Source organism: Brevibacillus formosus (genome assembly GCF_003013405.1).
Lineage (GTDB): Bacteria > Bacillota > Bacilli > Brevibacillales > Brevibacillaceae > Brevibacillus > Brevibacillus formosus.
Map to the genome: position 1 here is coordinate 23460 of NZ_PXZL01000008.1, position 23450 is coordinate 46909.

Below are 23450 nucleotides of genomic sequence, written 5' to 3' on the forward strand. Positions count from 1 at the left end.
TCGCGCTTTGCGAAACGGGCTTAGGATATTTTATTCGTCAAGACTTTGAAATGACCTTCCTAAATTTACAGTCAAAATGCGCTTTTCGCGAAGAAAGAAAAATCATAATTTTCCGAATCAAAAAGACCGGCTGCGACCCCTTTTCTCTACGCTTTTCTTCAAGGAGGACTGCCTGTCTTCACTTTCTTTCAAAAAACGGTTCAGCTTTTCTTCAAAGCCTTCCCTTCGCTCCCGCTGATAGCGGAGTGGCCGTTCCTTTTCCATTGTTTTTTTGATAGAAAGCCCGATCTTGCCCTCGCGGAGGCTGAGGACTTTTACCTTTACCGTGTCTCCAATTTTTAAAAATTGATGGATGTCCCGGACGTAGACGTCAGCAATTTCACTTATATGCACCAGTCCGGTGACATTGTCTGGCAACTGAACAAACGCTCCGAATTTGGTGATACCCGTGACTTTTCCTTCCAGTATGCTCCCAACCTCGATCTCCATGACGCGGAATGCCTCCCTCTCGTTGAAGATCAGCTGTATACTCAATCCGGAATGATATAGATGCTTTCGCCTTGCTTGGTAAACAAAATTCGCTTACGTACCAGCTCTGCCAAATAATCCTGATCGTTTAGCCGGCTTGCTTCATAGGTCAGATCGTCTTGCTTTTGCTGCAAGACCACTGATTCTTGCTTTAAGACCTCCAGCTCTGCCTCCTTCTTGGACAACTCGCCACTTTGCAAAAACAAGGTATAGCTAGTCCAGACGAAGAAGCACAGGATCACAAAGAAAAAGAGACGCATCCTCCTTCTCTGTCCTTTTCGGTTAATGGAAGAGGTTCTTGTTTCCTTCATCAGTACGCCACCTCGAATCTACTCCCGTTTTCTCTTTGAGTGAAACCAATTCTTCCAATTGGTCCAAAATCCTGTTGTTTTTCCATACATTTTTTTCCCCAAATGTTGACCCCATCTGGCAAAAGGGGAGGTGACAAAACGCGTCACTTTCCACAAAAAGCCGAGGATCGCGAGCAACACGGAGTACAAAAATGTCAGCACCATGATGATCACTCGGAAAAGAAAGAGCACAGGACGTACAAGCAGGATGTCTAAAATATTTATGACCGTACGGTAAAACCACTGACAGAATTTTATCATGCGGTGCAAGAAAAGGATATACTTCTTACTACCTAATAAGAAATACAGCCACGCGCCAAATATCATTCCGAAGAATATTGGAAACCGAATAATCCCGTCGTTCACTTTCACCAAAATCAAGAAAACAGCGCCCATACTGCCCACCCAAAATAGGATGTCGAAGAAAAAGACCAACCAGAGTGGCAGTCTGGCCTTGCCCTTAAATACATGGTACGTATCGAATCCCATACCCATCAGTGCACCACACGTCGACATGGCCAATACCGTCTGCAACTGGATGACGATGTTCACTTGAATAACTTGCCGAAGAATCCTCTCGACCGATCGCCGGCCTGCCCTTGCTCCAGATAGGCCATCTCGTGAACGAGCCCCTCGATCGCTACTTCTCCGGTTTCCAGACTCAGATTTTTCATATGCAGGTTTTGGCCTCGTATGGTTAAAAAGCCGCCGTCCGTCTCCAAGAGGAATTCTTCGCTGTCAAAGCTTTCGACGTTTTTTACTCCCGAAATCGCTAAGCTGCGACGATTAATCATCACGACTTCATGACGTGGCCGTCTCGTGTGATCGTTCATGATTACTCCCTCCTCACGTACCCTTCTTGTACTATCGTATGGGGAGGGATGTCCTAATAGAACAAAAACGGTCAAAACCGTTTTTGTTGACCGCAAGCGGTCGCATTAACTCTAATGAAAAACATCGAGATGTTTTTCACAAAAGAAAACCCCGCATGCATACGGGGTTTTTGCCAGACTGCCCTTACTTGTAAACGGTGTAATTCCCGTTCACATAGATGATTTTGTAACCGGTACGCTCTGTGATGGTTTTCAGAGGCAGGGTAGGAACGTTGTTTTTCAGCTGAACCGCTGCAGGCAGCGTTACATTTTTTCCATTGACGGTCGCTACGTTTGAACCGACCTTGAATTGCATGACCGTATTGCCGCTCACGACTTTTGCAGTCGTTTTCGTGTAGCTGATTGAAAAACCGAGGGCATCACGGAAAAACGTAGTTGGCATCAACGTGTTGCCATTTACGGTATACGGTGCCACTGCGAGTCCGGTTGTTTTACCAGCCTTCGTAAAGGAAGCGACGTTCTGCTTGAAGCTTACGCCATTAAGCGCCACGATGGTCGCCGGACGAGAGAAGAGCAGACCTCTCTCCTCGGAGTTGTAGACACCAATACTGTATACACCTGGAGTAGCCGGATTCACAATGCCAGCTGTCTCGGCGATGTTGACCTGAGCTGCTGTTTTTGCCGGAATATCCTGGGCAGGAATAATAATCAGATTTTGTCCGCGCACACCAACAAAGCTAGCGGCCACACCGTTCACCGTTACTGTATTCGCCGGCAAGTAGGCTGGAACACGGAAGCCAACTGGGAGTACGACTTCAATGAAGCCCTGATTCCGAACAATCGGAGCACCCATGGCTTTGATGCCGATTGAAATACCAGCAGGAGTAGAGGCAGTCGCTCTCGTCAGCCCAACCGTTGCCAATGTATTATCCACAGCGACTGGTGGAGTCACTCCGGAAACTTGAAATTCCTTCGACTTATAGGTCTTGTTGTCGATTTTGGCCGTCACGGTATAGGTTCCCGCAGTTATCGGGGCGGTCAAGTAGCCTTCGAATGCAAACTTGATGCTCGCGCGGTTCGTACTGGTGAATCCGTAAGGCGTGCGGAAATAAACTTTATTCCCCAACACACTTACATTCGTCACTTGTGCGCCATTGATGGTGACGCTGTTACTGGTAAGAACCGGTGGCACAGTTACCCCACTTGGGAATTCGAACTCGATTTCTGCGTTCGACCCCAGCTTGTTGGAAAGATCCACATCAAATGTATAGCTCGTACGCGCTCCCGCTGAACTGTCCGACAAAGAAACGCTGAAAGGCGTATGGCTTGTGTTTGTAATCTCTACATCTTTTGACTTGTATTCCTTGCTGTCATATTCGACTTCATACGAATAGTACTTGTCTGGCTTCGATGGATTTACAATCCCCGCGGCAGAAGTAAACTCCAGCTTTATGTAGCTATCTCCGTCTGCACCGCTCGGAACCTCAATCCGAATCGAGTCACTGTCGAGAATCGAGACGTAATCCGGTTTGTACCCGTTTACCTTCACATCAGATTTGCTGATGCTCTTTGGCAGCATGTCCTTGGAGGGGAAATTCACATAAATGTATTTGCCCTTTTTCAGCTTGCTTTTCGAGGAGAGATTAAATTTTCCGAGCGTTAGGGAAATCGCGTCCTCGGCATTTTTACTGCTAGGGGAAGCCTCGAAGTCACCCTTGCTACTACTGCTGCTGCTACTGCTTGAAGATTTGCTGATTGTAATCTTTTCGCCCTTGTAGCTGGTCTCCGCACTTGTTTTCACTTCGATTTCGTAGCTGCCCTTGTCTTCCGGGTTGGTGATATTATCAATGGTTAGTGTAAGTACAGTGCCTTTTTGGATCTTTTCATCGACTTCGATCTCAACCACATTCTTGCTTACATGTACACTGTCGATCGAAATTTCGTCATCGTCGTCATCTTCCAGCGTGACGTCCGATTTTTTCAATTTTTTATCTACCGAATACTCAGATGGGAACCTAACGAAAATACTGTCGCCCGATGATAGGGCCTTATTGATTTCAAACTCAATCGTATATTCTGTTTCCTTGTCCACACGTGTATCGTCTGCAGAAACATCCTCGATAGAGAGAGCATAAGCCGCTTTTGGCTCAAGCATCAGTGGACTTGCCAGTACCGCAGTCGCTAGCAGCACTGAGATCCCTTTGTTTACGCTTTTGTTCAACGGTAACGCCTCCTTATCTAAAGTTCCCTACTATGATAGGAAATGTTCGGCAGGAAAGGGTTACAGACTGGTAACGAATGATTTTCTTCACGCAAAAGAAGCTGCCCGATGACACAGGCAGCTTCTTCTTTAGAAATGTCTACTGGTTCGACAGGCTCTCCAGGATGGCATCGCCTTTCTCGCCAATTTTCACGATAGCGTATTTGGCATTCCGCTCGACTTCAAGTCCGGTTCCTTCTGGGACAAAATAGCTTTCTATGCCATATTCCACTTGATGGCCACCGATTGTGCTTCCATTAATGATCACATCCGATGGCTGAGGATCGTATGCCCGATTCCATCGACCATTGAGCTCATAAAAGCCACTGTAGCTGTGCAAGCCATTTGCTTGTTGGCGGAGTACGACTCGAATCTTATCCCCTGAGTCAACCTGTTCATGGTCCAATGTAGATATGGTGTAGCCAAGTCTGACGTAATCACCTTGCAGCAACGAACGCGGATCGATTGGGACCAGCTCCAGCTTCACCGTTTTTCCGTTGGCCAGGATCGTCTCACTGCTCCATACTTGATAGCCACTCAAAGCAAATTGCAGCAAAATGACAGGAAGCAACACAAGCGCTTTTCTCATAAAAAGGGAAGGCTCGCTTTTCGGCCACTCGATTTTCGCCCTTCGATCCCACCACAGGGCAACGATGAAAAACACCAGGCTGAGCAGGAGAAGGCTCAATGACTTGTGCAGCAAGCTCCATAGCATGTCGTAGTACTTCATGAGAAGAAAGGCAAACCAGAATCCGAGCACGATTCCGAACCTCGCCTTATTTTGCTGATGCAATGTTCGGTACAACAAATACGTGCTGACTGCGAAAAAAGCCAGATTCACGCCCACATTCATGGAGCCCGATTGAAAGCCTTCCTCTGTCAGGAGCAAAAGCGAGAGTAAGGCGTACACCAACGAGCTGTTTTGCAATATGACTGGCAATTGCTTTACGTAATGCAGCGCCAATTGCGTAGCAAAGATGATCATGAGTACATATTCAAAGGATGGCAAGTACTCATCCAACTTCGCAGCCAGAACGACTAAAAAGGTCAGCTGTGTCAAAAGCCGCGCCGGAATGGCAGAGACAGCTTTCCACACGTATAACAGGACCAACAGGAAAATGATCCAGTAAGCTCCTTCTAAAAACAGAACTGATCCGACACCCAATATATACCCCATTGTGAGCAGCGTATATCGTACCGTTGCATTCATCCCGCGCATAAACACCACAGGGCCAATAAAGCCAATTAATGAAAGGAAAAACAGCAAATCAATAACCGTTTCCTCTTCCATGATCAGAAAAAGCAGCCCTGCTATCGAAATGGCTCCAATGGATGCGGCGATAGTGGTGACGAGAACCGTGAATGCCTCTTGAAAAAACACAACCCATTTGCTTTTTTGATGCGCTGATTCCTTGCGCAGCCAATTAATCCCTGCAACTGCTCCCCAAACAATGAGTACCGTCAGCAGCAGCATCAAAACAAAGAAGCCTTCTGAGAAATACTTCACCATGTAGGATATGAAATTAACGAGCACAAACAGCGAGAGTAACGAGGCCGTCACAATCAGAAACCCGCGACTCGGCACCCATTTTAAAAACGTAACAAACAGAATCCCCCCTGTCAGGACATATAAAAGCTCAGGGAGCGGACCATACACTTCGGTGAAGGATGAACCGAAAAGACTGACGGAAAACGTCAGAAACGATAAGTAGTAAATCGGTTTGGAATGCAATTTCCCCGTAGAGGTTAACCAGAACAGGACCATATTTCCCAACGTAATCAACCAAAACATCATGAACCACCACTCGTCTTCACGCGCTACATGAATGACGGATGGATGGAGAAAGAAATAAATCGCCAAATGAGCAAGGACATAGCTGATGACATAGAATGGCTGATAGCGCGTGAAAATCGCGAACAGCAAATTCGGTATGAGCCATACGACGAACAGCATATAGCTATCGGCATGTGAATTGTATATTTGCCCCAACAAAGCCATACTGATACCAAAAGCCAAGCCTCCAGCCACCAGAAGCCAATTGCTCAAAAACGAATGTCGTTTGATGAAACGCAGTCCATAGGATAATAAATAAAAAAGAACGAGGATTGCCACACTGACGCCGATCTTTTGCTCCCTGACCATGAGTGGCCAGTTCGAAGCAAAAAAGTACAGGATAGATGATAACAGAAGCGAAATGGACAAAAAGTAACCCATTCGAACTCCGTTTTGTTGCATACAGCACACATCCCTTCGGAAATGCCTTAGGTACTCTCATTATATCCTCCGATTGGAAAAAAGCCTAAAAAAAGACTGCCATCCCGGCAGTCTCTTTTCGCGTACATATTACCCTTTGAGGTACGCGTCCTCTTCTTTTTCATCACGCGGAACGGGAACTTCGCCAATAACGGTATACAGCGAAGCTGCTTCTTCCTTGCGCGGGTTTTCTTTGATGTCCTCTACTTTTACCGACACGATTTTTTGTCCGAAACGGATCGCCAGCTTGTCGCCGATTTTCACGTTACTGGACGCCTTTGCAGGGCGATCGTTGATTTCCACACGCTGTTTGTCACACACTTCTTTGGCGAGTGTGCGTCGCTTGATCAGTCGAGACACTTTCAAATATTTATCGAGCCTCATGTTTTGCTTCCTCCCACCATTTGTCCATCTCTTGCAGGTCCGTCTGCTCAAAGGTGCGGCCCGCCTCTTGTAGCTTGCCTTCAATATAGGAAAAGCGCTTCTTGAACTTGTTGTTGGTCAATGCGAGGGCTTCCTCCGGATCTAGCCCGAGGAAGCGCGCCAGATTGACTACCGCAAATAGCAAATCTCCCAGCTCGCCAGCGCGTTCTTCCTCTGATGCTTCTTGCAGCTCGCGGTACTCCTCTTCTACCTTTTTGTACACGTCTGCAATATCGTCCCAGTCAAAGCCGACTTGGGCTGCTTTTTTCTGCAGCTTGTACGCGTACATCAGTGCTGGCAAGTCACGCGGTATTCCCGCCAGCTGTGATTGAACCGTTACATCGATGCCTTTTGCTGCCTTTTCCTGTGCTTTGATCTCCTGCCAATTCGCCAGCGCTTCCTCGGAATCATTCGCGCTCTTTTCCCCGAATACGTGTGGGTGGCGGCGAACTAGCTTTTCATTCAACGTTGCGACAACATCATCTACCGAAAAATATCCATCTTCGGCTGCCATCTGTGAATGCAGCATGATTTGCATCAACAAATCACCCAGCTCCTCACACATCGCATCTGGATCATCGTCGTCGATCGTCTCCAATACCTCGTACGTCTCTTCAATCAAGTTTTTGCGGATGCTTTGATGTGTTTGCTCGCGATCCCACGGACATCCATCCGGACTGCGCAGGATCGCCACGATCTCCTTCAAGTAGGAGAATTGGCGGTACGACACCTTCTCGTCCTTCGTCGGCGGTACATACACCAGGGACAAATTCCCGAAATGATCGAGTCTGTCCAGTTCATACAACGGCACTGTCTCAATGATTTCTTGCCCCGCTACCCCTACGGCTGTCGCTACCGTCACCTCGTAGTCGTCCGGCAGCACTTCCATCAAGGTCAGCTTCACATCAGAGGCCACAAACGCATCGTACACTTGCGCGATAATCGTATGCAGACCCGGTGATACTTGATGAGCAGCGAGCGCGGTCCCATCCAGCAAAGAGAATCCCTCGATCGGGTCGATATGTAGGCGGGCAAACAACGGATCAATAAAGCTCTGTCCACCGCCAATTTGGATTTCTACGCCACGGTTTGGTCCCTCTGCCAACAATAGCTGCACAGTACGTTCCGCTACCAAAGGATGACCTGGAACGGCATAGACAAGACTGCCTGCTTCGTTTACCCGTGAAAAAAGCCGTTCTACAATATCGGTGTACACATCGGAAAACGTATCGTGCTGCTCATATACATCATCAAAGGACTCAATCGTGATGCCTTCTGCGATCAACTCGGCTACGACCGGATGCTCTTTCGTGCGCAAATACAGCTGTTCGGCAGCTTTGAGCGTACGATAGATGCCATAAGGGAGCTGGTCCAAATCTCCGGCACCAAGACCGACTACAGTAATGGTCTTATTCTTCATTTCCACTCGTCACGCCTCCTTTTCGTTCATTCTCGCTTTCTCCGCTGGGAGGAGCTTGTATTTCGTTAACAGCGAAGCAATTCGCTTTCCTTTTGGCAAAAATTGGATATCGTTTCTCGTGAGTCCACCTGTTTTCAAGAGCGCCAGCAAATAGACCAATGCTCCTGAACCAACAGCAATCAAGCCTACCAGCGTATACAACAAGCGATTTGAAAGTCCGGCACTGCCGAGCACTGTAATAGCGAGCCACTCCATAATCAACACGACAATCGACATCATCACGACGGACACGAATGGCCTTTTCACCGTTTGGCGGAATCCAATGTGTGCTCCCGTGTATTTGATTACCGCTAGAACATTTAGTCCCATGGCGACTAAATAAGCTAAAACAGTGGACACTGCTGCACCAGAGATACCCCAGAACGGGACGAGCGCCAGATTGAGGATGAGCTTCACCAATACACCAATAAACAGGTTGCGGGCAGGTCGCATGACACGTCCCAAGCCTTGCAATATTCCCGCGCTGGCAATACTCACCGTGGCGAAAAGAATCGTGAAGGACTGTACAGCGAGGGCCTCAGTACCGTTACTATCTCCGTAAAGCATAACGTTGATCGGCTCCGCCAACAAAGCAAGTCCAAAGGAAGCAGGCAATCCCAACAGGAAGGTCAGTCGAATCGCGACTTCGGAACGATGAGAGATCAATTGATGCTGACGCTGGGCAACAGCTTCACTGATCGCAGGCACTAATGCCAGCGACAAGGATGTGGCAAAAAACGTACCAAACTGAATAAGTGGCTGACCACGATCAAATGCACCCTTCAAAAGCTTGGCCAAGTCCTCCGGGGTCCCGCTCCATTGCAGCATATTGACGACGGTCATCGAGTCTACAAGCGGAACAAGTGGCAGAACCAACGCGCCCATACAAATCGGAACGGCATAGGTCAAGAGATGACGTAATATTTGACGATTGGTCCACGAATGCACGGTTGATTGCTGCACTTGTTTGATTGTATGTAGCCCCATCTGCTTGTCTTTTCTCCAATACCACAGCAAGACGAGAATGGCAGCAATTGCACCTGGGAAAGCAGCAAAAACGGCACCTGTACCAGCCAAATAAGGGTCTTGATACATGTTCATCGCCCAGAATGCAGCAACCAGAATGAAAATTACGCGAATGAACTGCTCAGCAACCTGAGAGACGCCAGTCGGCATCATATTTTGATGCCCCTGAAAATAACCGCGCAAGATCGCAACCATCGGCACTAACGGCAGTGACCATGCTACCGCTCGGAGTGGGGTAATCAAATGCTCATCACCCATCATACGGGCAATCATAGGTGCCCCTCCATATAACAGCAAGAAGAAAAAGATCCCGAGAACGACCAGCGATATACTGGCTACTCGAAAGGCCCTGCGCGCCCCGATCGCATCCCCGACAGCGACGCGCTCTGAGACGATCTTGGAGATGGCAATGGGGAAACCCGCCGTCGCCAGAATCAACAACGCAGTGTACAGCGGGTATACTTGCATATATACGTACAAGCCGATATCTCCGGCAATGTTTTGGTATGGGATGCGGTATACAGCGCCTAAAAGCTTGGAGACAAGACCGGCAATTCCAAGTATCGCCGCGCCCTTCACAAATTGAACGGAAGCCTTTTCTTGAGCCATGTGCGTGAAATTTCTCCTCTCCAACCTAAAACTTCGTTCATTATACCACAAGGCCATAGGCACAAGAAAAACAGCCCCAGGGTACGAGGCTGTTTTTCTTGTGCTATCTTACTGCTCCATCTGCTTTGCCAGGAAACCGGCCGCTGTTTCCGACATTTTGATCTCCAAATCACTCATCTTGGTTGACTCGTTTTTGTTGAGGAGGATTACGGACCCGATTGGGTCGCCTCCCGCTACAATCGGTGCAACGACGAACGAACCATAAGTCTCGTTCATGTCACGACAAATTTCATAAGAGCCTGTGTTTTTCTCCAGTCGGGTTTTTCTTTCCTCTAAGCATTTCTCCACAATACTGCCAATCGCTTTCTCCAAGTATTCCTTTTTGGAGGCACCTGCCACTGCAATGACACTATCCCTGTCTGAAATCAGTACGGTATGATTCATGCTTTCGTACAAAGAGTCGGCGTACTCTTTTGCAAAATCACCCAACTCTCCAATCGGTGAATACTTTTTGAGAATGACTTCTCCGTCACGATCCACAAAAATCTCAAGCGGGTCGCCCTCACGAATGCGCAGTGTACGACGAATCTCCTTAGGAATCACGACCCGACCGAGGTCGTCAATTCGACGAACGATACCAGTTGCTTTCATGTCTTGTTGCCTCGCTTTCCCTGAGAAGTGGGTAGTGAATAGATGGTGGTTGGTTAGTTGTATTTTTTCCTCAAATTCTAATTTTAACTATGGGTGATGGTATCAATTTTTGCCAGTTACTTCAATTACTCTCCCCCGGGTGGTAGCGAGTGATAATAGTATTTGCCCACGTTTGAAGAATATGCGAGAAAACGAAAAAACAGGGAAACGAATTCCCTGTTTTTCTTCGGACTTCTTATTTCTTTGCCGGAGCATCATTTTTGGACTGCGGGATGTTGAATTTCGTAATGAGCTTGTCCAGCTCGCTCTTGGTGAAAGTATCGTACGCTTTCTCCAAAGAGCTCGCGCGGAGCTGTTCTTTCATCTCATCAAAGGTCTTTTCTTTGCGATTCTCGACCTTAATAATATGGTAACCAAAATTAGTTTTTACTGGCGGGCCAACTTCGCCGACTTTTTGTGTCAGGGATGCTTCTTTAAATTCTTGTACCCATTGCGTTACATCCGCATTTTCGTACAAGCCGCCAGATTGCTTGCTGCCTGGGTCATCTGTGAACTCTGTTGCCAGCTTCGCGAAGTCCTCACCCTTTTTCAGGCGCGCTACCAAGTCGTTGGAGATTTTCAACGCCTCTTCTGGTGTGCGCTTTTCGGTAGAGATCAGGATGTGGCGAACAGAAGCAACAGTACGGGAAGCTTTGTCCATTTGATCATAGGTTTGCTTCAGCGTAGCATCGCCGATATTCTTTTTCATCACATTGATGGACTGGTTGATCAGGTCCATCTGATTGATGATCATGTCCTTGGTTACGCCTTGGCCTTCCATGAGCTTGGTGAACTGAGCTTCATCCTTGCCCAAAAAGCCCATGTACTGTGTTTTAATTTTGTCGAAAGTTTTCTCAGCGAGTTCTTTGGACTCTTTTTTCATGGCCTCGTCGGAACGGCTAGCCAAAACCTTGGTAGCTGTGTACTCACGAGCAAAAGCCTTCAGTGCGTTGCTATCAGCCATTTCAATCATAGTACCTTGTTGCGGGTTCATGAAGTTAATGACACGCAGGAACTCTTCGAACTCTTTTCCTGTTACAGTTCCTCCCTGATACTCCACAACAACCGCTTTCTGGTCTGCTGCGTAAGGCAGAGTGAGTTTAGGGAATTGTACCAAAGGATCGTTAGCAGCTTGATTGCTGCCATCTGTCTGATTCGCTGGAGTTTTTGTTTCTTGTTTCGCTTCTTCTGCTTTTCCGCCGCAACCAGCCATGAGTGCCACGACCAGAACAGCCGAAGATAGAATCGCTACAGAACGTTTCATAAATAAGGTTCTCCCTTCCCGGGCAAGCCCATTTTGTCAGTTAAGACACAGGGCTCTCCGTACCGGTGTCTCTTCGCACCTGGTGAAATTGACGCAGCAGCTTTTCAACCAACTGCACGCCCTCATCTTCCTTTAACCCTTTTACTTTAACAGCAATCGTGATCTGTTGTCCACCCGACAGCCCAACCCTCTTGCTCCAGTTACTGGTAAGTGCAAACAAAGCTCCACCATCGATGTTGTTGTTCTGACTAGGGTGCAGGAGCAATTTAATCTCGTCTGGATTCTTTTGGCTAATTTCGGTGATGTGGTGCTTCAAGGCATACACACGCAAACGGGAAATAGTCAACAGATTATCAACCGGCTTCGGAACTGGCCCAAAACGGTCCAGCAGCTCCTCTGCCAAATCGTCGACGTCTTCCAAGGTAGACACTGCGACAAACTTTTTGTACATCTCGATTTTTTGTCGGCTGTCCGTAATGTACATCGACGGAATATAGGCATCCAGTTGCAGATTGATCTCCACAGGTGTGACAATTTCCTGTTTGACTTCGCCCTTCAGCTCATCAATGGCTTCTTTCAGCATCTGGCTGTACAAGTCGAATCCGACCGTATTGATAAAACCATGCTGCTCCGCACCCAGCAAATTACCCGCTCCACGAATGGACAAGTCACGCATCGCGATTTTGAAACCAGAGCCGAGCTCGGTAAATTCCTTGATGGCTTGCAGACGTTTTTCCGCTACCTCTGTCAGCACCTTGTCCCGTTGATACGTAAAGTAAGCGTACGCAATTCGATTGGAACGACCTACACGTCCACGCAGCTGATACAGCTGAGACAAGCCCATTTTATCTGCATTGTAAATAATCAGCGTATTGACGTTCGGAATGTCCACCCCGGTCTCAATGATCGTCGTGCTGACCAATACGTCAAAATTCCCTTCCAAAAAGTCGAGAATAACGCCTTCCAGCTCGCTTTCGTTCATCTGTCCATGCGCTACAGCGATGCGTGCGTCAGGAACGAGCATGGAGATCTGCTCCGCCATCTGTTCGATTCCTTGTACTTGGTTGTAGAGGAAGAACACTTGCCCATCACGAGCCAGCTCACGCTCAATTGCTTCGCGAACGAGAGCAGGGCTGTAATCCATCACATACGTCTGCACAGGAAAACGATTTTCTGGCGGCGTTTCGATGACAGACAAATCACGCACACCGAGCATCGACATGTGCAAGGTACGTGGAATCGGAGTAGCGGTCAGAGTCATGACATCCACATTCGTTTTAATCTGCTTCAGCTTTTCCTTGTGGCTCACACCGAAGCGCTGCTCCTCGTCTACGATTAACAGACCGAGCTCGCGGAATGTCAGGTCCTTGGAAAGCAGACGGTGTGTACCGATGACGACATCGACTGTGCCTTCCTTCAGTCCTTTTAGTGTGGCATTCTGCTCTTTGCGCGAACGGAATCGACTCAATACCTCCACGCGGATCGGATATTCCGCAAAACGCTCACGGAACGTCTCGTAATGCTGCTGAGCCAGAATCGTAGTTGGAACCAAGACAGCTACCTGTTTTCCGTCCATGACAGCCTTGAAGGCAGCACGAATCGCAACCTCTGTCTTCCCGTAACCCACGTCCCCACAAACAAGGCGATCCATCGGACGTTTACGCTCCATGTCCGCTTTCACTTCCGAAATCGCGCGGAGCTGGTCTTGTGTTTCCTGATACGGGAACATCGCCTCAAATTCACGCTGCTCTGCCGTGTCGGGAGAGAATGTATGACCGACAGCCGCTTCGCGGGCTGCATACAGCTTGATCAAATCTTCGGCGATATCCTTTACAGACGACTGGACTTTGTTTTTGACGCGTTTCCACTCGCTGCCGCCCAAGCTGTAAATCTTCGGCTGTGCCTCTTCACTCGCCACGTACTTCTGCACATGGTCGATTTGATCAATCGGAACAAACAGACTGTCTCCTGCCGCGTATTGAATATGAAGGTAATCTTTATGAATTCCGAGAATTTCCTTGGTTTCAATTCCAAGGTATTTTCCAATCCCGTGATTCACATGCACGACGAAATCACCGGGCTTGAGCTCGAGGTAGTTTTTGATCCGCTCCGCGTTGTTCATCGTCTGCTGAACTTTGCGCGCCTTGCGCTGTTTTGCGGTAAATACTTCACCTTCCGTAATAACAACCAGCTTGTTTAGCGGCAGCTCAAAGCCTGTCTGGAGGTTTCCTAAAATGATCGTAGGACGCCCCGGCGGCACCGTTTCGACTGCATCTGTTAAAACATCCGCTTCCATCTCGTAGTCATGCAAGACACGCTCAAGTCGCTTTGCACGCTCCAAATCAGCTGCGACAAAGACGATCTGATCCTGGGACTTCTTCCAACGAGCCAGCTCTGTTTTCAGCACATTCATCTGGCCATGGAAGTTTTGCATGGTACGACAAGTCAGATTCACGATGTTTTGCGGTTGGGTCTTCGGTGATTGTCTCAAAAATAGGGAGAGGTAAACGATCTGGCGCTTTTTCGTCGCCACGATCTCGTCGTACGTGCGCGACAGGCTGAGATTGGACATATATTCGCCCTGGACGATGCGTCCTGTCAACCATTCCCCTTCTTCTTTTTGCAATTGCGCTGCCGTATCCAACACACGAGAAGGCTCATCAACGATCAGCAAGGTATCGGAAGGCATATAGGACAATAATGTATCGCCAGTCGGGTAAATGACAGAGATGTATGAATACAACTGTGCAAAACGCTGTCCCTGCTTCATTCTCTCTGCATCAGAGCCGATTCGCTCCATGACTTTTTCCTTGGCAGCCCCATCCTTTAAATTGGCGATGGTTTCCCCCAGCTTTTGTTCTAAGCGAACAGCCGATTCCTGCAATAACGGAGTCGAAGCGATCATTTCTTTTGCCGGACCGAGAATATACGTTTGGACGGATTCCAATGACCGTTGGGAGAGCATGTCAAACGTACGGATCGAATCGATCTCCACATCAAAAAGCTCAATCCGCACCGGCCACTCCGAATCGATCGGATACAAGTCGATAATTCCACCGCGAATACTCATTTCTCCCTTGCGCTCGACCATGTCCACTCGCTCATAGCCAAGCTCAATACATCGGAGCAAAAAGGACTCGATATCGAGCTCATCACCGACGGACAACTGAATCTGTGCTTCCTTCCATACTTGCGGAGGAACGACCAAGCGACGCAAGCCAGCAAAAGGTGCAACCAAAAAACCCGTAAAGCCTTGGGCCAGACGGTTGAATACATGAATTCGCTGCGCCAGCATCTCAGGGCTGGCAATGGCAAGCTCAGAGCCAATCAGCTCATTACCGGGATAAAGCAACACCTGATCAGAGGGAACCAACTCGATCAAATCTTCGTATACTTTTTGTGCTTGGTACATGTTATGCGTCACAACACAGACCGGACGATCTGACATTTGTTGTAATGACGCCATCAATACTTGCCGGGCGGAACCAGCTAAGCCAGAGACAAGCTGCTCATGTAGTCCCTTCTCCAAACCAGCCACGATTGTCCCGACGTTCGTGTCCTGTTTCATCGGGTTAATGATGACTTGCATTCACTAATCCCCTCTCTAATTCTTCTGTCAACTAAAATCAGAGCTTCGCTTACGTTCACAACAACCGCAGGTCAGCCATGCGAAAAGAAGCCTTAGCTCCCCAAGCTAAGGCCTTGTCAGTGCAAGCCTTCCTAATGCGTATCCACTTATTGAAGTGGGTTTCCGACTAGCGAAAGCTCTGGATGCTGAATCAGCGCTTCACGGCAATAGTCGCACGTGATGCTGACGACCGTATCTCCACTTTGTTCTCTCGATATTATAAGAGCACGTTCCTCCGGGGTCAAGGAATCAAACCCGAGCTGCGCTTCTGTTACTTGCGATTCGTCAAATTCTGCAATCTTCATGCCGCAGCAACGACATGTATAGCGTATGCTCATGCATATACCACCCCCATACTGTTCCTATCGATTAGTATGGACGACTGGGTGGGAAATCATACTACTTCTTCAAGCTGTTGTAATGGTTCATGACCTTTAAAAACGACTCTCTTGTCCACATGGCGCATGCATCAGCAGCCAAGCCCACCGCTTCTTGAATGTCGGCTCTTTCTGCCACTGGAAACGTATTCAAAACATAGTCACTGACGCTCCGCCCTGGTTCAGGACGACTGATTCCTACTTTGATCCGTTTAAACTCCTGTGTGCCCAAATGCTGAATCATCGACTTGATGCCGTTGTGCCCACCAGCGCTGCCTTTTTCTCGTAGACGAAGATGTCCGGTCGGCAAATCAAGATCGTCGTAGATGACGACGAGATCGTCCGGAATCAGCTTGTAGAACTTGAGGACTTCCGCTACCGATTCACCGGAGAGATTCATGTACGTCTGCGGTTTCACCAGCAGTACCTTCTCCCCTTCGATGCGTCCTTCGCCCACGAGTGCACGAAACTTGTTTTGCGTAACAGGAATTCCCCATTTGTCGCTAATCTTATCTATGGCCATAAAGCCAGCATTATGTCTGGTGTCTTCATATTTTTTGCCGGGATTACCCAATCCGATTATGACTTTCACGCTTATTCCCTCCTACTCTCTCCCCATTGTACTCGAATGGTTACGTGAACAAAAGTAGAAGGGCAGAGATGAAATCACCTCGCCCTTCTTTTTCATGCCATGATTTTATTCGTTCGCTGTTCCTGCTTTTTCAGCCACTGCCTCTGCTTCTTGCTCTGCATCAATTGATTCATCGGACTTGACCTTCACAGGCAGTACACTGATCAGCACTTCTGTGGATTCGAGCCCCAAATCTATTCCAGGTGGGACATTCAGATCCGAAACCAGCACGACATCCCCAATATTCAATCCATCGACATCGACCAGGAACGATTCTGGTATATTACCTGGCAAGCAAGTCACTTCCACACTGTGGCGGATAAGGGTAGCCACACCCAATTCCGGATCTCCTGTCATAAGGACAGGGACAGACGTGTGTATTTTTTCATTCATATTGATCTTCTTAAAATCTGCATGCAATATGTTCCCCTGCAAAGGATCCCGTTGCAGCTCATAAACCATAACATCGTGGGTGTTCCCGTCTACACTTAACCGGAATGGCTTGTTCGTGGCTTGGTGACGCAGGGCAGCATCCAGATCTCTTCCTTTGACCTGAATCGGCTTGTTGCCCATATCGCTGCCGTACATAATACCAGGAACCCAACCTTCATTGCGCAGTACCTTTACAGCATTGCCTGTCTTTTTTTCGCGAGACTGTGCCTGTAATTGTTCCACAAAAAAAACCTCCTTCGGACTGCTAGTAAAAGTTTCCTCACTAGCTTGTCCATCGGAGGTTTAGTTCAATCCCCTAACAGGGGATTGTCTATTAATCGAACAACTTGCTTACGGAAAGCTCTTCGTGAACACGAATGATTGCTTCACCAATGATTGGCGCTACGGAAAGAACAGTAATCTTATCGATAATTTGTTCTTCTGTCAGCGGGATCGAGTTGGTCACAATCAGTTCCTTGATCTTCGAGTTAGCAATACGCTCGATAGCAGGACCAGACAGAACTGGGTGCGTGCAGCATGCATATACTTCACGTGCGCCTGCTTCTACAAGTGCATTAGCAGCCAGTGTAATCGTTCCAGCAGTATCGATAATATCGTCGATGATGATCGCTGTTTTGCCTTCGATGTTACCTACAATGTTCATTACTTCAGCTACGTTTGGTTCTGGGCGGCGTTTGTCAATAATGGCAATAGGCGCTTCCAGACGTTCTGCCAATTTACGAGCACGGGTCACTCCACCGTGGTCTGGAGATACGACAACGATATCTTCCAGACCTTTTTCAGAGAAGTGTTTACCCAAGATAGGCACACCCAGCAGATGATCTACCGGAATATCGAAGAAGCCTTGGATTTGTGTTGCGTGCAGATCCATCGTAATCACACGTTGTGCACCCGCTGTCTCGATCAGGTTCGCAACCAGCTTAGCCGTGATTGGATCGCGTGCACGTGCTTTACGATCTTGACGAGCATAACCGTAGTAAGGAATGACCACGTTGATACTCTTAGCCGAAGCGCGCTTCAATGCATCGACCATGACCAAAAGCTCCATCAAATGCTCATTAACGGGAGCAGACGTTGGCTGAATGACAAATACGTCACAACCGCGAACGCTTTCATTGAGTTTGAGTTGGCATTCGCCATCACTAAAGCGCACTACTTGTGCGTTTCCGAGTGGTACGCCGATGTGTTCGGCGATTTCTTTTGCCAGTTCCGGGTTTGCGTTGCACGTAAATACCTTCAGTTTTGGGTCGCGGTAGTTAGCCATGATCTTCTCAAGAACCTCCCGTTATGATTGCTTTTTGCCCTTGCGAGGCATTTTGTTCGCGTAATCGATTTTATTTACTTGACGCTCACGTGCGATCGCAAGCGCATTATCTGGCACATCTTGATTAATGGTCGATCCTGCAGCTACATAAGCATTTTGTCCAACTGTAACTGGCGCAACCAGATTGCTGTTGCATCCGATGAATGCTCCATCTTTTACTGTTGTTTTATGCTTCACTGCGCCATCATAGTTGACGGTAATCGTTCCACAGCCAATATTGACTCCGTCTCCGATCTCCGCATCTCCTACATAGCTGAGATGAGGAACCTTCGTACCGTCACCAATTTTCGCATTTTTCAATTCCACGAAATCACCGATTTTGGCATTGCTTCCAATCTGTGATCCTGGTCGAACATAAGCAAATGGCCCAACAGATGAATTGCTTTCGACACTCGAATCAACCATCACCGAGTAAGAAATGGTCACGCCACTCGCTACTTCTACATTCGTCAGATCCGCTTGGGGCCCGATTACACAATCAGCTCCAACGGTTGTTTGTCCACGCAGGAAAGAACCCGGGTGAATCACGGTATCTGGCTCAATCTTCACATCCGCTTCGATATACGTAGAAGCTGGATCGATGATTGTCACACCATTTCGCATGTGACCAGTCATAATACGTTTTTTCATGTAGGCTTCTGCTTCCGATAGCTGTACACGATCGTTCACACCCATCGTTTCCTCCGGGTCAACCGCTTCGTATCCAACTACCTTTTCACCTGCTTCACGCAAAATACCGACAACGTCTGTTACATAGTATTCGCCTTGTGCGTTGTCATTTTTCACTTCCGCCAAGGCTTTCCATAATTTTCGGTTGTCATAGCAGTATATGCCCGTATTAATTTCTCTGATCGCCCGTTCCGCTTCCGTAGCGTCCTTATGTTCCACGATTCGCAATACTTCGCCCGCCTCATTGCGCACGATACGCCCATAACCTGTTGCGTCAGGTAACACGGCGGTTAATACGGTTGCAGCCGCTTGCTGCTCCTCGTGATAGGTCAGCAAGGCCGACAACGTAGTCGCTGACAAGAGGGGAACGTCTCCATATAAAAGAAACGTAGTTCCTTCTTTATCCTGTAAAAACGGCGCTGCCTGCGAAACGGCATGTGCCGTTCCCAACTGTTCTTCTTGCAGTGCATAAGTGACGTCCTCGCCTAGCTTGGCACGGACAGCGTCAGCACCATGACCTACGACGACAACGATATCCTGGACCTGCATGGACGCCATCGTATCGACTACATGCTGAACCATAGGCTTTCCGCACACAGGGTGCAGGACTTTGTACAGCTTCGATTTCATCCGTGTACCCTGACCAGCAGCCAGAACCACGGCATGGATCTTAGACATGTCAACCCTCCATCGTAGAAGTTCCACAATGACTATATCCTAATTCATATGTGAATTTCAAGACAATCGATACAGGATTATCACTGATTCCTTGCATTGCCAGTAGTTAGACACATGGCAGACAACATTTAATTTTCTGACAGAAATGTGATATATTGTTTGGCGAAAGGGGTTATTTGAAGGAGGTAGGATGAGATGAGCGCAGAGGTATACTTGCTGACTGGGTATTTAGGAAGCGGAAAAACCACCCTTTTGCAAAAGTGGCTGACTCATTTGCGCATCACAGACCAGAAAGTAGTCGTCTTGATGAATGAAATGGGGGAAGAAGATATTGACGGGGAACAATTGCAAGGCTTCGGCTTTCCTGTCAAAAAAATGCTCGATGGCTGCATTTGCTGCTCGATCAAGGGAGAACTGACGGAGGGCTTGAAAGATATTATGAACGCCATTGCGCCAGACCGAATCCTCATCGAGACTACTGGTGTAGCCGATCCACTTGATGTCATTGATACGATTACCCATCCAGAGCTGTATGATCGACTGGAGTTAAAAGGGACCATTAGTGTTGTCGACGCCTCTCGCTTTCTGGACCTTAACTCACGATTCTCCTCGACTGCCACTCTGGTCAAAACGATTCGAAACCAAGTGCGTTACGCAGACCTGCTTCTTTTGAACAAAACAGATTTGACTAGTCCTGATGTCATAGAACGGGTCCGTCAAAAGCTCAGTGAAATCAATCCGACTGCACCCATACACGCTACTGTTCAGGCAGAAATAGAAGTCTCCCGGCTTTTGTCGGTCAAACGCACCGTTCATGAGCGGCCGCTCGACAACGAGGCAAACCGCCCCATTGCCGTACAGAAAAGCATCGGCAGAATGTCCACGATGGACAGGCTCAAGCAATCCCTTGGCCTGAAAACAAGCCAAACCACTCTCTACAATAGTATCGAAACGTTTTCCTATGCATTCACCGGACCCGTAGACCCGAAAAAATTCGAGGACTTTCTGTACGATCTCCCCAAAAACGTCTATCGGGCAAAAGGCTACGTCCAGTTCCACGGAAAGCCCGAGCTGATCTCGTTTCAACATACCGATAATCAGGTGCTCCTGTTCCCTTTTGAAAATTTCGGACCGAAAATGGTAGCTGTCTTCATCGGGGAAGGAATGGACCGAGAAATAATCTTGAACGATTTACAAAAATGTTATGGTTAACGGACGCCGAAGCACCCTGCCGCAAGTGACAGGGTGCTTTGTGAATCAGGACTTTTTAAGCACCAGCTTCGATAGTGCTCTCTTCCTCTTGACCTACGCGGTCGTATTCTGTGAGTACTGCTGCCTGGATTTTTTCACGGGTAGTCGAAGAAATCGGATGTGCAATATCACGGAATTCTCCATCTGGTGTACGCTTGCTCGGCATAGCTACAAACATACCATTGTTTCCGTCAATGACACGGATATCATGAACCACAAACTCATGGTCAATTGTAATGGATGCAATCGCTTTCATCCTACCATCCGTATTCACTCGGCGAAGTCTTACGTCTGTTACTTCCATCTAGTTCACTCCCTTTATCTATGTAACGCGTTTAGGATTATTTCCACCTGCTGGGTAAATATTCCTGCTTACCATTATGTAATTTTTGAAAAAATATATAAATATGTTTATATGTCATTTTTTGGAAACATTTTCTGCAAGTACAAAAAACAGCCCAATGCACGTGGCATCAGGCTGTCTTCCATTTTTTTCTATCCGATATAAGCTACGATTTCGATTTCGACTTTTACATCACGCGGCAGTCGTGCCACTTCTACAGTGGAGCGAGCTGGCTTGTGATCACCAAAATATTGGCCGTACACCTCGTTCAGTTGACCAAAATCATTCATGTCCTTGATGAATACCGTAGCCTTCACTACGTTCGTCAGATTGCCACCGGCTTCTGCCAGTACCGCTTGAATGTTGGAAAAAACCTGGTGGGTTTGCTCCACGACGTCACCTTCTACCAAAGTGCCGTCTGCGCGCAGCGGAATTTGACCCGATGCAAAAAGAAACGGACCTACCTTTGCAGCCTGGCTATAAGGACCAATAGCGGCAGGAGCCTTGTCAGTTGAAACAAAAGAGATTGCCATACCTATCTACTCCCCTCTATTTTCAAAAAAACTGCCCAGCTCTATTTCAATTTGCTTGCCCTTGAAGTCTACATCCTGCAGTTTTGCAAGCGAAACGTATTCATCTACCAAACGCTCAGAAACATCCGCTGTCGTTTCAACCAGTACGCCGCATCCCACTACGGTTGCACGGAATTCCTGCAACAAATCAATCATGCCCCGCAGTGTCCCGCCAGCTTTCATAAAGTCGTCCACAATGAGGACACGAGACTGCTCAGCCAAACCGCGGCGAGCGAGTGACATGGTTTGGATTCGTTTACTGGAACCCGATACATAGTTAATGCTCACTACTGAACCTTCCGTCACCTTATTGTCACGGCGCACAATCACAACGGGCACATTCAAAAACATAGCCGTCGCATAAGCAAGTGGAATCCCCTTTGTTTCCACCGTCATGACGACATCCACATTTTTATCTGCATAAGCGGTTGCAAAGAGCTTTCCGATCTTCGCCATCGTTTGTGGATTTCCGAGAATGTCGGACATGTACAAGTATCCACCTGGCAAAAGTCTCTCTGGATTAGCAAGTTGACCGATCAGTTCGCGCATGAAGTGAAGGGCCTCTTCCGTTTTGACCTGTGGAATATACTTCACTCCGCCTGCCGCTCCCGCCACCGTTTTCAACAAGCCTACCCCTTGGACTTCAAAAGCCTCTTTGATGATAGACAAGTCTTCACTGATGGATGATTTCGCTGCGCCGTATTGTTCCGCGAACAGAGTGAGAGGAGTCAGCGTATGGGGATGGGCAAGCAAGTGCTGCGTCATGTCAACCAGACGTGCACTTCTGCGCAATTTCTTCATGGCTCTTCCTCCAAAACCGAATATTATGCTGATAATGTATCATTTCCATACGTGTTTATGCAAGTATTTCCCCTTCTTTGGCGCCTAACATTCGGACAACAAACACATCTTTGACAAAACCTCGCAACGCGTTGTAGATCCGATGTACTTTCGCTTCCTTTTGCACAAGAGCAAACACCGTAGGGCCGCTGCCAGACATCAGGACACCATCTGCCCCCGAAGCGACCATGAGATCCTTGATCTGTCTTACTTGTGGATGGAGCGAGAGCGTGACGTTCTCCAACACATTCCCTAGAGATTGGCACATGAGTGAAAAGTCTTGGGTCGCAATGGCTTGCAGCATTTGTTTGGTATCGGGATGATTATCGATCTGGGCCACACGCAGGTTTCCGTATACATCCGGAGTAGATACTCCGATAGGCGGCTTGGCTAGAATGACCCAGCACGGTGCAGGCGCTCCCAGATGCGCAATCTGTTCGCCCCGCCCCGTCGCCAGCGCTGTTCCACCGTAAACGCAAAATGGCACATCAGAGCCAATCTCCGCTCCGATTTTAGCCAACTCATCCCTAGTCAACCCGAGATTCCATAATTGGTTCAAGCCGCGCAGTGTTGCCGCTGCATCACTGCTGCCACCTGCCAGTCCAGCTGCAACTGGTATTTGCTTGTCGATATACAAGTGTACGCCCTGGCGTACCTGAAATTTTTCTTTCATGAGCGTTGCCGCTTTATATGCATGGTTACGGATATCATCCGGTACGAAGCTGGCAGAACAGTCCAGCGTAATCTCACCATCTTCGCGTAGAGTCATGTCCACACGATCTGCCAAGTCTACGGTTGTCATCACCATTTCTACTTCGTGATAACCGTCCGGCCGTTTGGCAAGCACGTCGAGAGTCAAATTAATTTTGGCCGGAGCTTTGACCGAGATACGCACGTAATTCACCTCTGCCTACTTTCTAAATTTCCTAGTCTCTTATTGTAGCATAGGCAAACTCTCCCATGCCACTTGATCAATTAAAAAGAATAT

Annotated in this window: 22 protein-coding genes; 1 reads left to right on the top strand and 21 read right to left on the bottom strand. The window is 48.0% G+C overall.

Annotated features, from left to right (window positions below; translation table 11 throughout):
- Positions 1 to 117 precede the first annotated feature (117 nt).
- The 17 genes from C7R91_RS08860 to glmU form a co-directional block, all read right to left on the bottom strand.
- On the bottom strand, positions 118 to 489 hold the full coding sequence (locus tag C7R91_RS08860) for a S1 RNA-binding domain-containing protein (RefSeq protein WP_047074493.1): 372 nt from the start codon (positions 487 to 489) through the stop codon (positions 118 to 120).
- Positions 490 to 530: 41 nt separating this feature from the next.
- Entirely contained in the window at positions 531 to 839 is a 309-nt protein-coding gene (locus C7R91_RS08865) for an FtsB family cell division protein (RefSeq protein WP_047074492.1), read from the bottom strand.
- A gap of 18 nt (positions 840 to 857) precedes the next feature.
- Positions 858 to 1430, bottom strand: a complete 573-nt coding sequence (gene yabQ / locus C7R91_RS08870) for a spore cortex biosynthesis protein YabQ (RefSeq protein ID WP_047074490.1) — start codon at positions 1428 to 1430, stop codon at positions 858 to 860.
- Positions 1427 to 1711: a sporulation protein YabP gene (gene yabP / locus C7R91_RS08875; protein ID WP_007726414.1), complete on the bottom strand. Its 285-nt coding sequence runs from the start codon at positions 1709 to 1711 to the stop codon at positions 1427 to 1429. The genes yabQ and yabP overlap by 4 nt, the downstream gene beginning before the upstream one ends.
- Before the next feature lie 184 nt (positions 1712 to 1895).
- The gene (locus C7R91_RS08880; protein ID WP_047074488.1) at positions 1896 to 3932 is read right to left on the bottom strand and encodes a copper amine oxidase N-terminal domain-containing protein; all 2037 of its coding nucleotides are present in this window, start codon (positions 3930 to 3932) and stop codon (positions 1896 to 1898) included.
- Positions 3933 to 4071: 139 nt separating this feature from the next.
- Complete coding sequence (locus C7R91_RS08885) at positions 4072 to 6207, bottom strand: GDYXXLXY domain-containing protein (RefSeq protein WP_047074486.1); 2136 nt, start codon at positions 6205 to 6207, stop codon at positions 4072 to 4074.
- A 108-nt stretch (positions 6208 to 6315) separates the two neighbouring features.
- On the bottom strand, positions 6316 to 6609 hold the full coding sequence (locus C7R91_RS08890; RefSeq protein WP_012683879.1) for an RNA-binding S4 domain-containing protein: 294 nt from the start codon (positions 6607 to 6609) through the stop codon (positions 6316 to 6318).
- Positions 6596 to 8068, bottom strand: a complete 1473-nt coding sequence (gene yabN / locus C7R91_RS08895; RefSeq protein ID WP_047074539.1) for a bifunctional methyltransferase/pyrophosphohydrolase YabN — start codon at positions 8066 to 8068, stop codon at positions 6596 to 6598. Before yabN ends, C7R91_RS08890 begins: the two co-directional genes overlap by 14 nt.
- 9 nt (positions 8069 to 8077) lie before the next feature.
- Positions 8078 to 9742, bottom strand: coding sequence for a putative polysaccharide biosynthesis protein (locus C7R91_RS08900; RefSeq protein WP_047074485.1), 1665 nt, complete (start codon positions 9740 to 9742; stop codon positions 8078 to 8080).
- A 108-nt stretch (positions 9743 to 9850) separates the two neighbouring features.
- Positions 9851 to 10393: a stage V sporulation protein T gene (gene spoVT, locus C7R91_RS08905; RefSeq protein WP_047074483.1), complete on the bottom strand. Its 543-nt coding sequence runs from the start codon at positions 10391 to 10393 to the stop codon at positions 9851 to 9853.
- Positions 10394 to 10628: 235 nt separating this feature from the next.
- The gene (locus C7R91_RS08910) at positions 10629 to 11696 is read right to left on the bottom strand and encodes a peptidylprolyl isomerase (RefSeq protein ID WP_047074481.1); all 1068 of its coding nucleotides are present in this window, start codon (positions 11694 to 11696) and stop codon (positions 10629 to 10631) included.
- Between the two features lie 40 nt (positions 11697 to 11736).
- On the bottom strand, positions 11737 to 15285 hold the full coding sequence (mfd, locus tag C7R91_RS08915; RefSeq protein ID WP_047074479.1) for a transcription-repair coupling factor: 3549 nt from the start codon (positions 15283 to 15285) through the stop codon (positions 11737 to 11739).
- Positions 15286 to 15431: 146 nt separating this feature from the next.
- Entirely contained in the window at positions 15432 to 15662 is a 231-nt protein-coding gene (locus tag C7R91_RS08920; protein WP_007726431.1) for an anti-sigma-F factor Fin, read from the bottom strand.
- A gap of 61 nt (positions 15663 to 15723) precedes the next feature.
- Positions 15724 to 16293 (bottom strand): aminoacyl-tRNA hydrolase, encoded by a 570-nt coding sequence (gene pth / locus C7R91_RS08925; protein WP_047074477.1) that lies wholly within the window; start codon positions 16291 to 16293, stop codon positions 15724 to 15726.
- 105 nt (positions 16294 to 16398) lie between these two features.
- Positions 16399 to 17007 carry a 50S ribosomal protein L25 gene (locus tag C7R91_RS08930; protein ID WP_047074475.1) on the bottom strand — a complete coding sequence of 203 codons (609 nt, stop codon included), beginning with the start codon at positions 17005 to 17007 and terminating at the stop codon, positions 16399 to 16401.
- Positions 17008 to 17098: 91 nt separating this feature from the next.
- Positions 17099 to 18049: a ribose-phosphate diphosphokinase gene (locus tag C7R91_RS08935; RefSeq protein ID WP_047074474.1), complete on the bottom strand. Its 951-nt coding sequence runs from the start codon at positions 18047 to 18049 to the stop codon at positions 17099 to 17101.
- Positions 18050 to 18070: 21 nt separating this feature from the next.
- Entirely contained in the window at positions 18071 to 19456 is a 1386-nt protein-coding gene (gene glmU, locus C7R91_RS08940) for a bifunctional UDP-N-acetylglucosamine diphosphorylase/glucosamine-1-phosphate N-acetyltransferase GlmU (protein ID WP_047074472.1), read from the bottom strand.
- 195 nt (positions 19457 to 19651) lie between these two features.
- On the opposite strand from glmU, the gene C7R91_RS08945 reads away from it, so the two are divergent.
- On the top strand, positions 19652 to 20668 hold the full coding sequence (locus C7R91_RS08945) for a CobW family GTP-binding protein (protein ID WP_047074470.1): 1017 nt from the start codon (positions 19652 to 19654) through the stop codon (positions 20666 to 20668).
- Positions 20669 to 20723: 55 nt separating this feature from the next.
- Here the strand turns inward: C7R91_RS08945 and spoVG are convergent, their stop codons facing one another.
- The 4 genes from spoVG to ispE form a co-directional block, all read right to left on the bottom strand.
- Complete coding sequence (gene spoVG / locus C7R91_RS08950; protein ID WP_007719936.1) at positions 20724 to 21011, bottom strand: septation regulator SpoVG; 288 nt, start codon at positions 21009 to 21011, stop codon at positions 20724 to 20726.
- A 191-nt stretch (positions 21012 to 21202) separates the two neighbouring features.
- Complete coding sequence (locus C7R91_RS08955; RefSeq protein ID WP_047074468.1) at positions 21203 to 21583, bottom strand: RidA family protein; 381 nt, start codon at positions 21581 to 21583, stop codon at positions 21203 to 21205.
- A 6-nt stretch (positions 21584 to 21589) separates the two neighbouring features.
- Positions 21590 to 22423 (bottom strand): pur operon repressor, encoded by an 834-nt coding sequence (gene purR, locus C7R91_RS08960; protein WP_007719934.1) that lies wholly within the window; start codon positions 22421 to 22423, stop codon positions 21590 to 21592.
- Positions 22424 to 22478: 55 nt separating this feature from the next.
- Complete coding sequence (gene ispE / locus C7R91_RS08965; protein WP_047074466.1) at positions 22479 to 23357, bottom strand: 4-(cytidine 5'-diphospho)-2-C-methyl-D-erythritol kinase; 879 nt, start codon at positions 23355 to 23357, stop codon at positions 22479 to 22481.
- Positions 23358 to 23450 lie beyond the last annotated feature (93 nt).

What these genes read in the sequence shown, in the direction of transcription:
- C7R91_RS08900 (WP_047074485.1), bottom strand. Translation starts at nt 9,742, where the DNA reads ATGGCTCAAGAAAAGGCTTCCGTTCAATTTGTGAAGGGCGCGGCGATA.
- C7R91_RS08885 (WP_047074486.1), bottom strand. Translation starts at nt 6,207, where the DNA reads ATGCAACAAAACGGAGTTCGAATGGGTTACTTTTTGTCCATTTCGCTT.
- purR (WP_007719934.1), bottom strand. Translation starts at nt 22,423, where the DNA reads ATGAAGAAATTGCGCAGAAGTGCACGTCTGGTTGACATGACGCAGCAC.
- glmU (WP_047074472.1), bottom strand. Translation starts at nt 19,456, where the DNA reads ATGTCTAAGATCCATGCCGTGGTTCTGGCTGCTGGTCAGGGTACACGG.
- C7R91_RS08860 (WP_047074493.1), bottom strand. Translation starts at nt 489, where the DNA reads ATGGAGATCGAGGTTGGGAGCATACTGGAAGGAAAAGTCACGGGTATC.
- C7R91_RS08865 (WP_047074492.1), bottom strand. Translation starts at nt 839, where the DNA reads ATGAAGGAAACAAGAACCTCTTCCATTAACCGAAAAGGACAGAGAAGG.
- C7R91_RS08910 (WP_047074481.1), bottom strand. Translation starts at nt 11,696, where the DNA reads ATGAAACGTTCTGTAGCGATTCTATCTTCGGCTGTTCTGGTCGTGGCA.
- C7R91_RS08945 (WP_047074470.1), top strand. Translation starts at nt 19,652, where the DNA reads ATGAGCGCAGAGGTATACTTGCTGACTGGGTATTTAGGAAGCGGAAAA.
- yabP (WP_007726414.1), bottom strand. Translation starts at nt 1,711, where the DNA reads ATGAACGATCACACGAGACGGCCACGTCATGAAGTCGTGATGATTAAT.
- C7R91_RS08890 (WP_012683879.1), bottom strand. Translation starts at nt 6,609, where the DNA reads ATGAGGCTCGATAAATATTTGAAAGTGTCTCGACTGATCAAGCGACGC.
- mfd (WP_047074479.1), bottom strand. Translation starts at nt 15,285, where the DNA reads ATGCAAGTCATCATTAACCCGATGAAACAGGACACGAACGTCGGGACA.
- C7R91_RS08920 (WP_007726431.1), bottom strand. Translation starts at nt 15,662, where the DNA reads ATGAGCATACGCTATACATGTCGTTGCTGCGGCATGAAGATTGCAGAA.
- spoVT (WP_047074483.1), bottom strand. Translation starts at nt 10,393, where the DNA reads ATGAAAGCAACTGGTATCGTTCGTCGAATTGACGACCTCGGTCGGGTC.
- spoVG (WP_007719936.1), bottom strand. Translation starts at nt 21,011, where the DNA reads ATGGAAGTAACAGACGTAAGACTTCGCCGAGTGAATACGGATGGTAGG.
- C7R91_RS08935 (WP_047074474.1), bottom strand. Translation starts at nt 18,049, where the DNA reads ATGGCTAACTACCGCGACCCAAAACTGAAGGTATTTACGTGCAACGCA.
- yabN (WP_047074539.1), bottom strand. Translation starts at nt 8,068, where the DNA reads ATGAAGAATAAGACCATTACTGTAGTCGGTCTTGGTGCCGGAGATTTG.
- C7R91_RS08955 (WP_047074468.1), bottom strand. Translation starts at nt 21,583, where the DNA reads ATGGCAATCTCTTTTGTTTCAACTGACAAGGCTCCTGCCGCTATTGGT.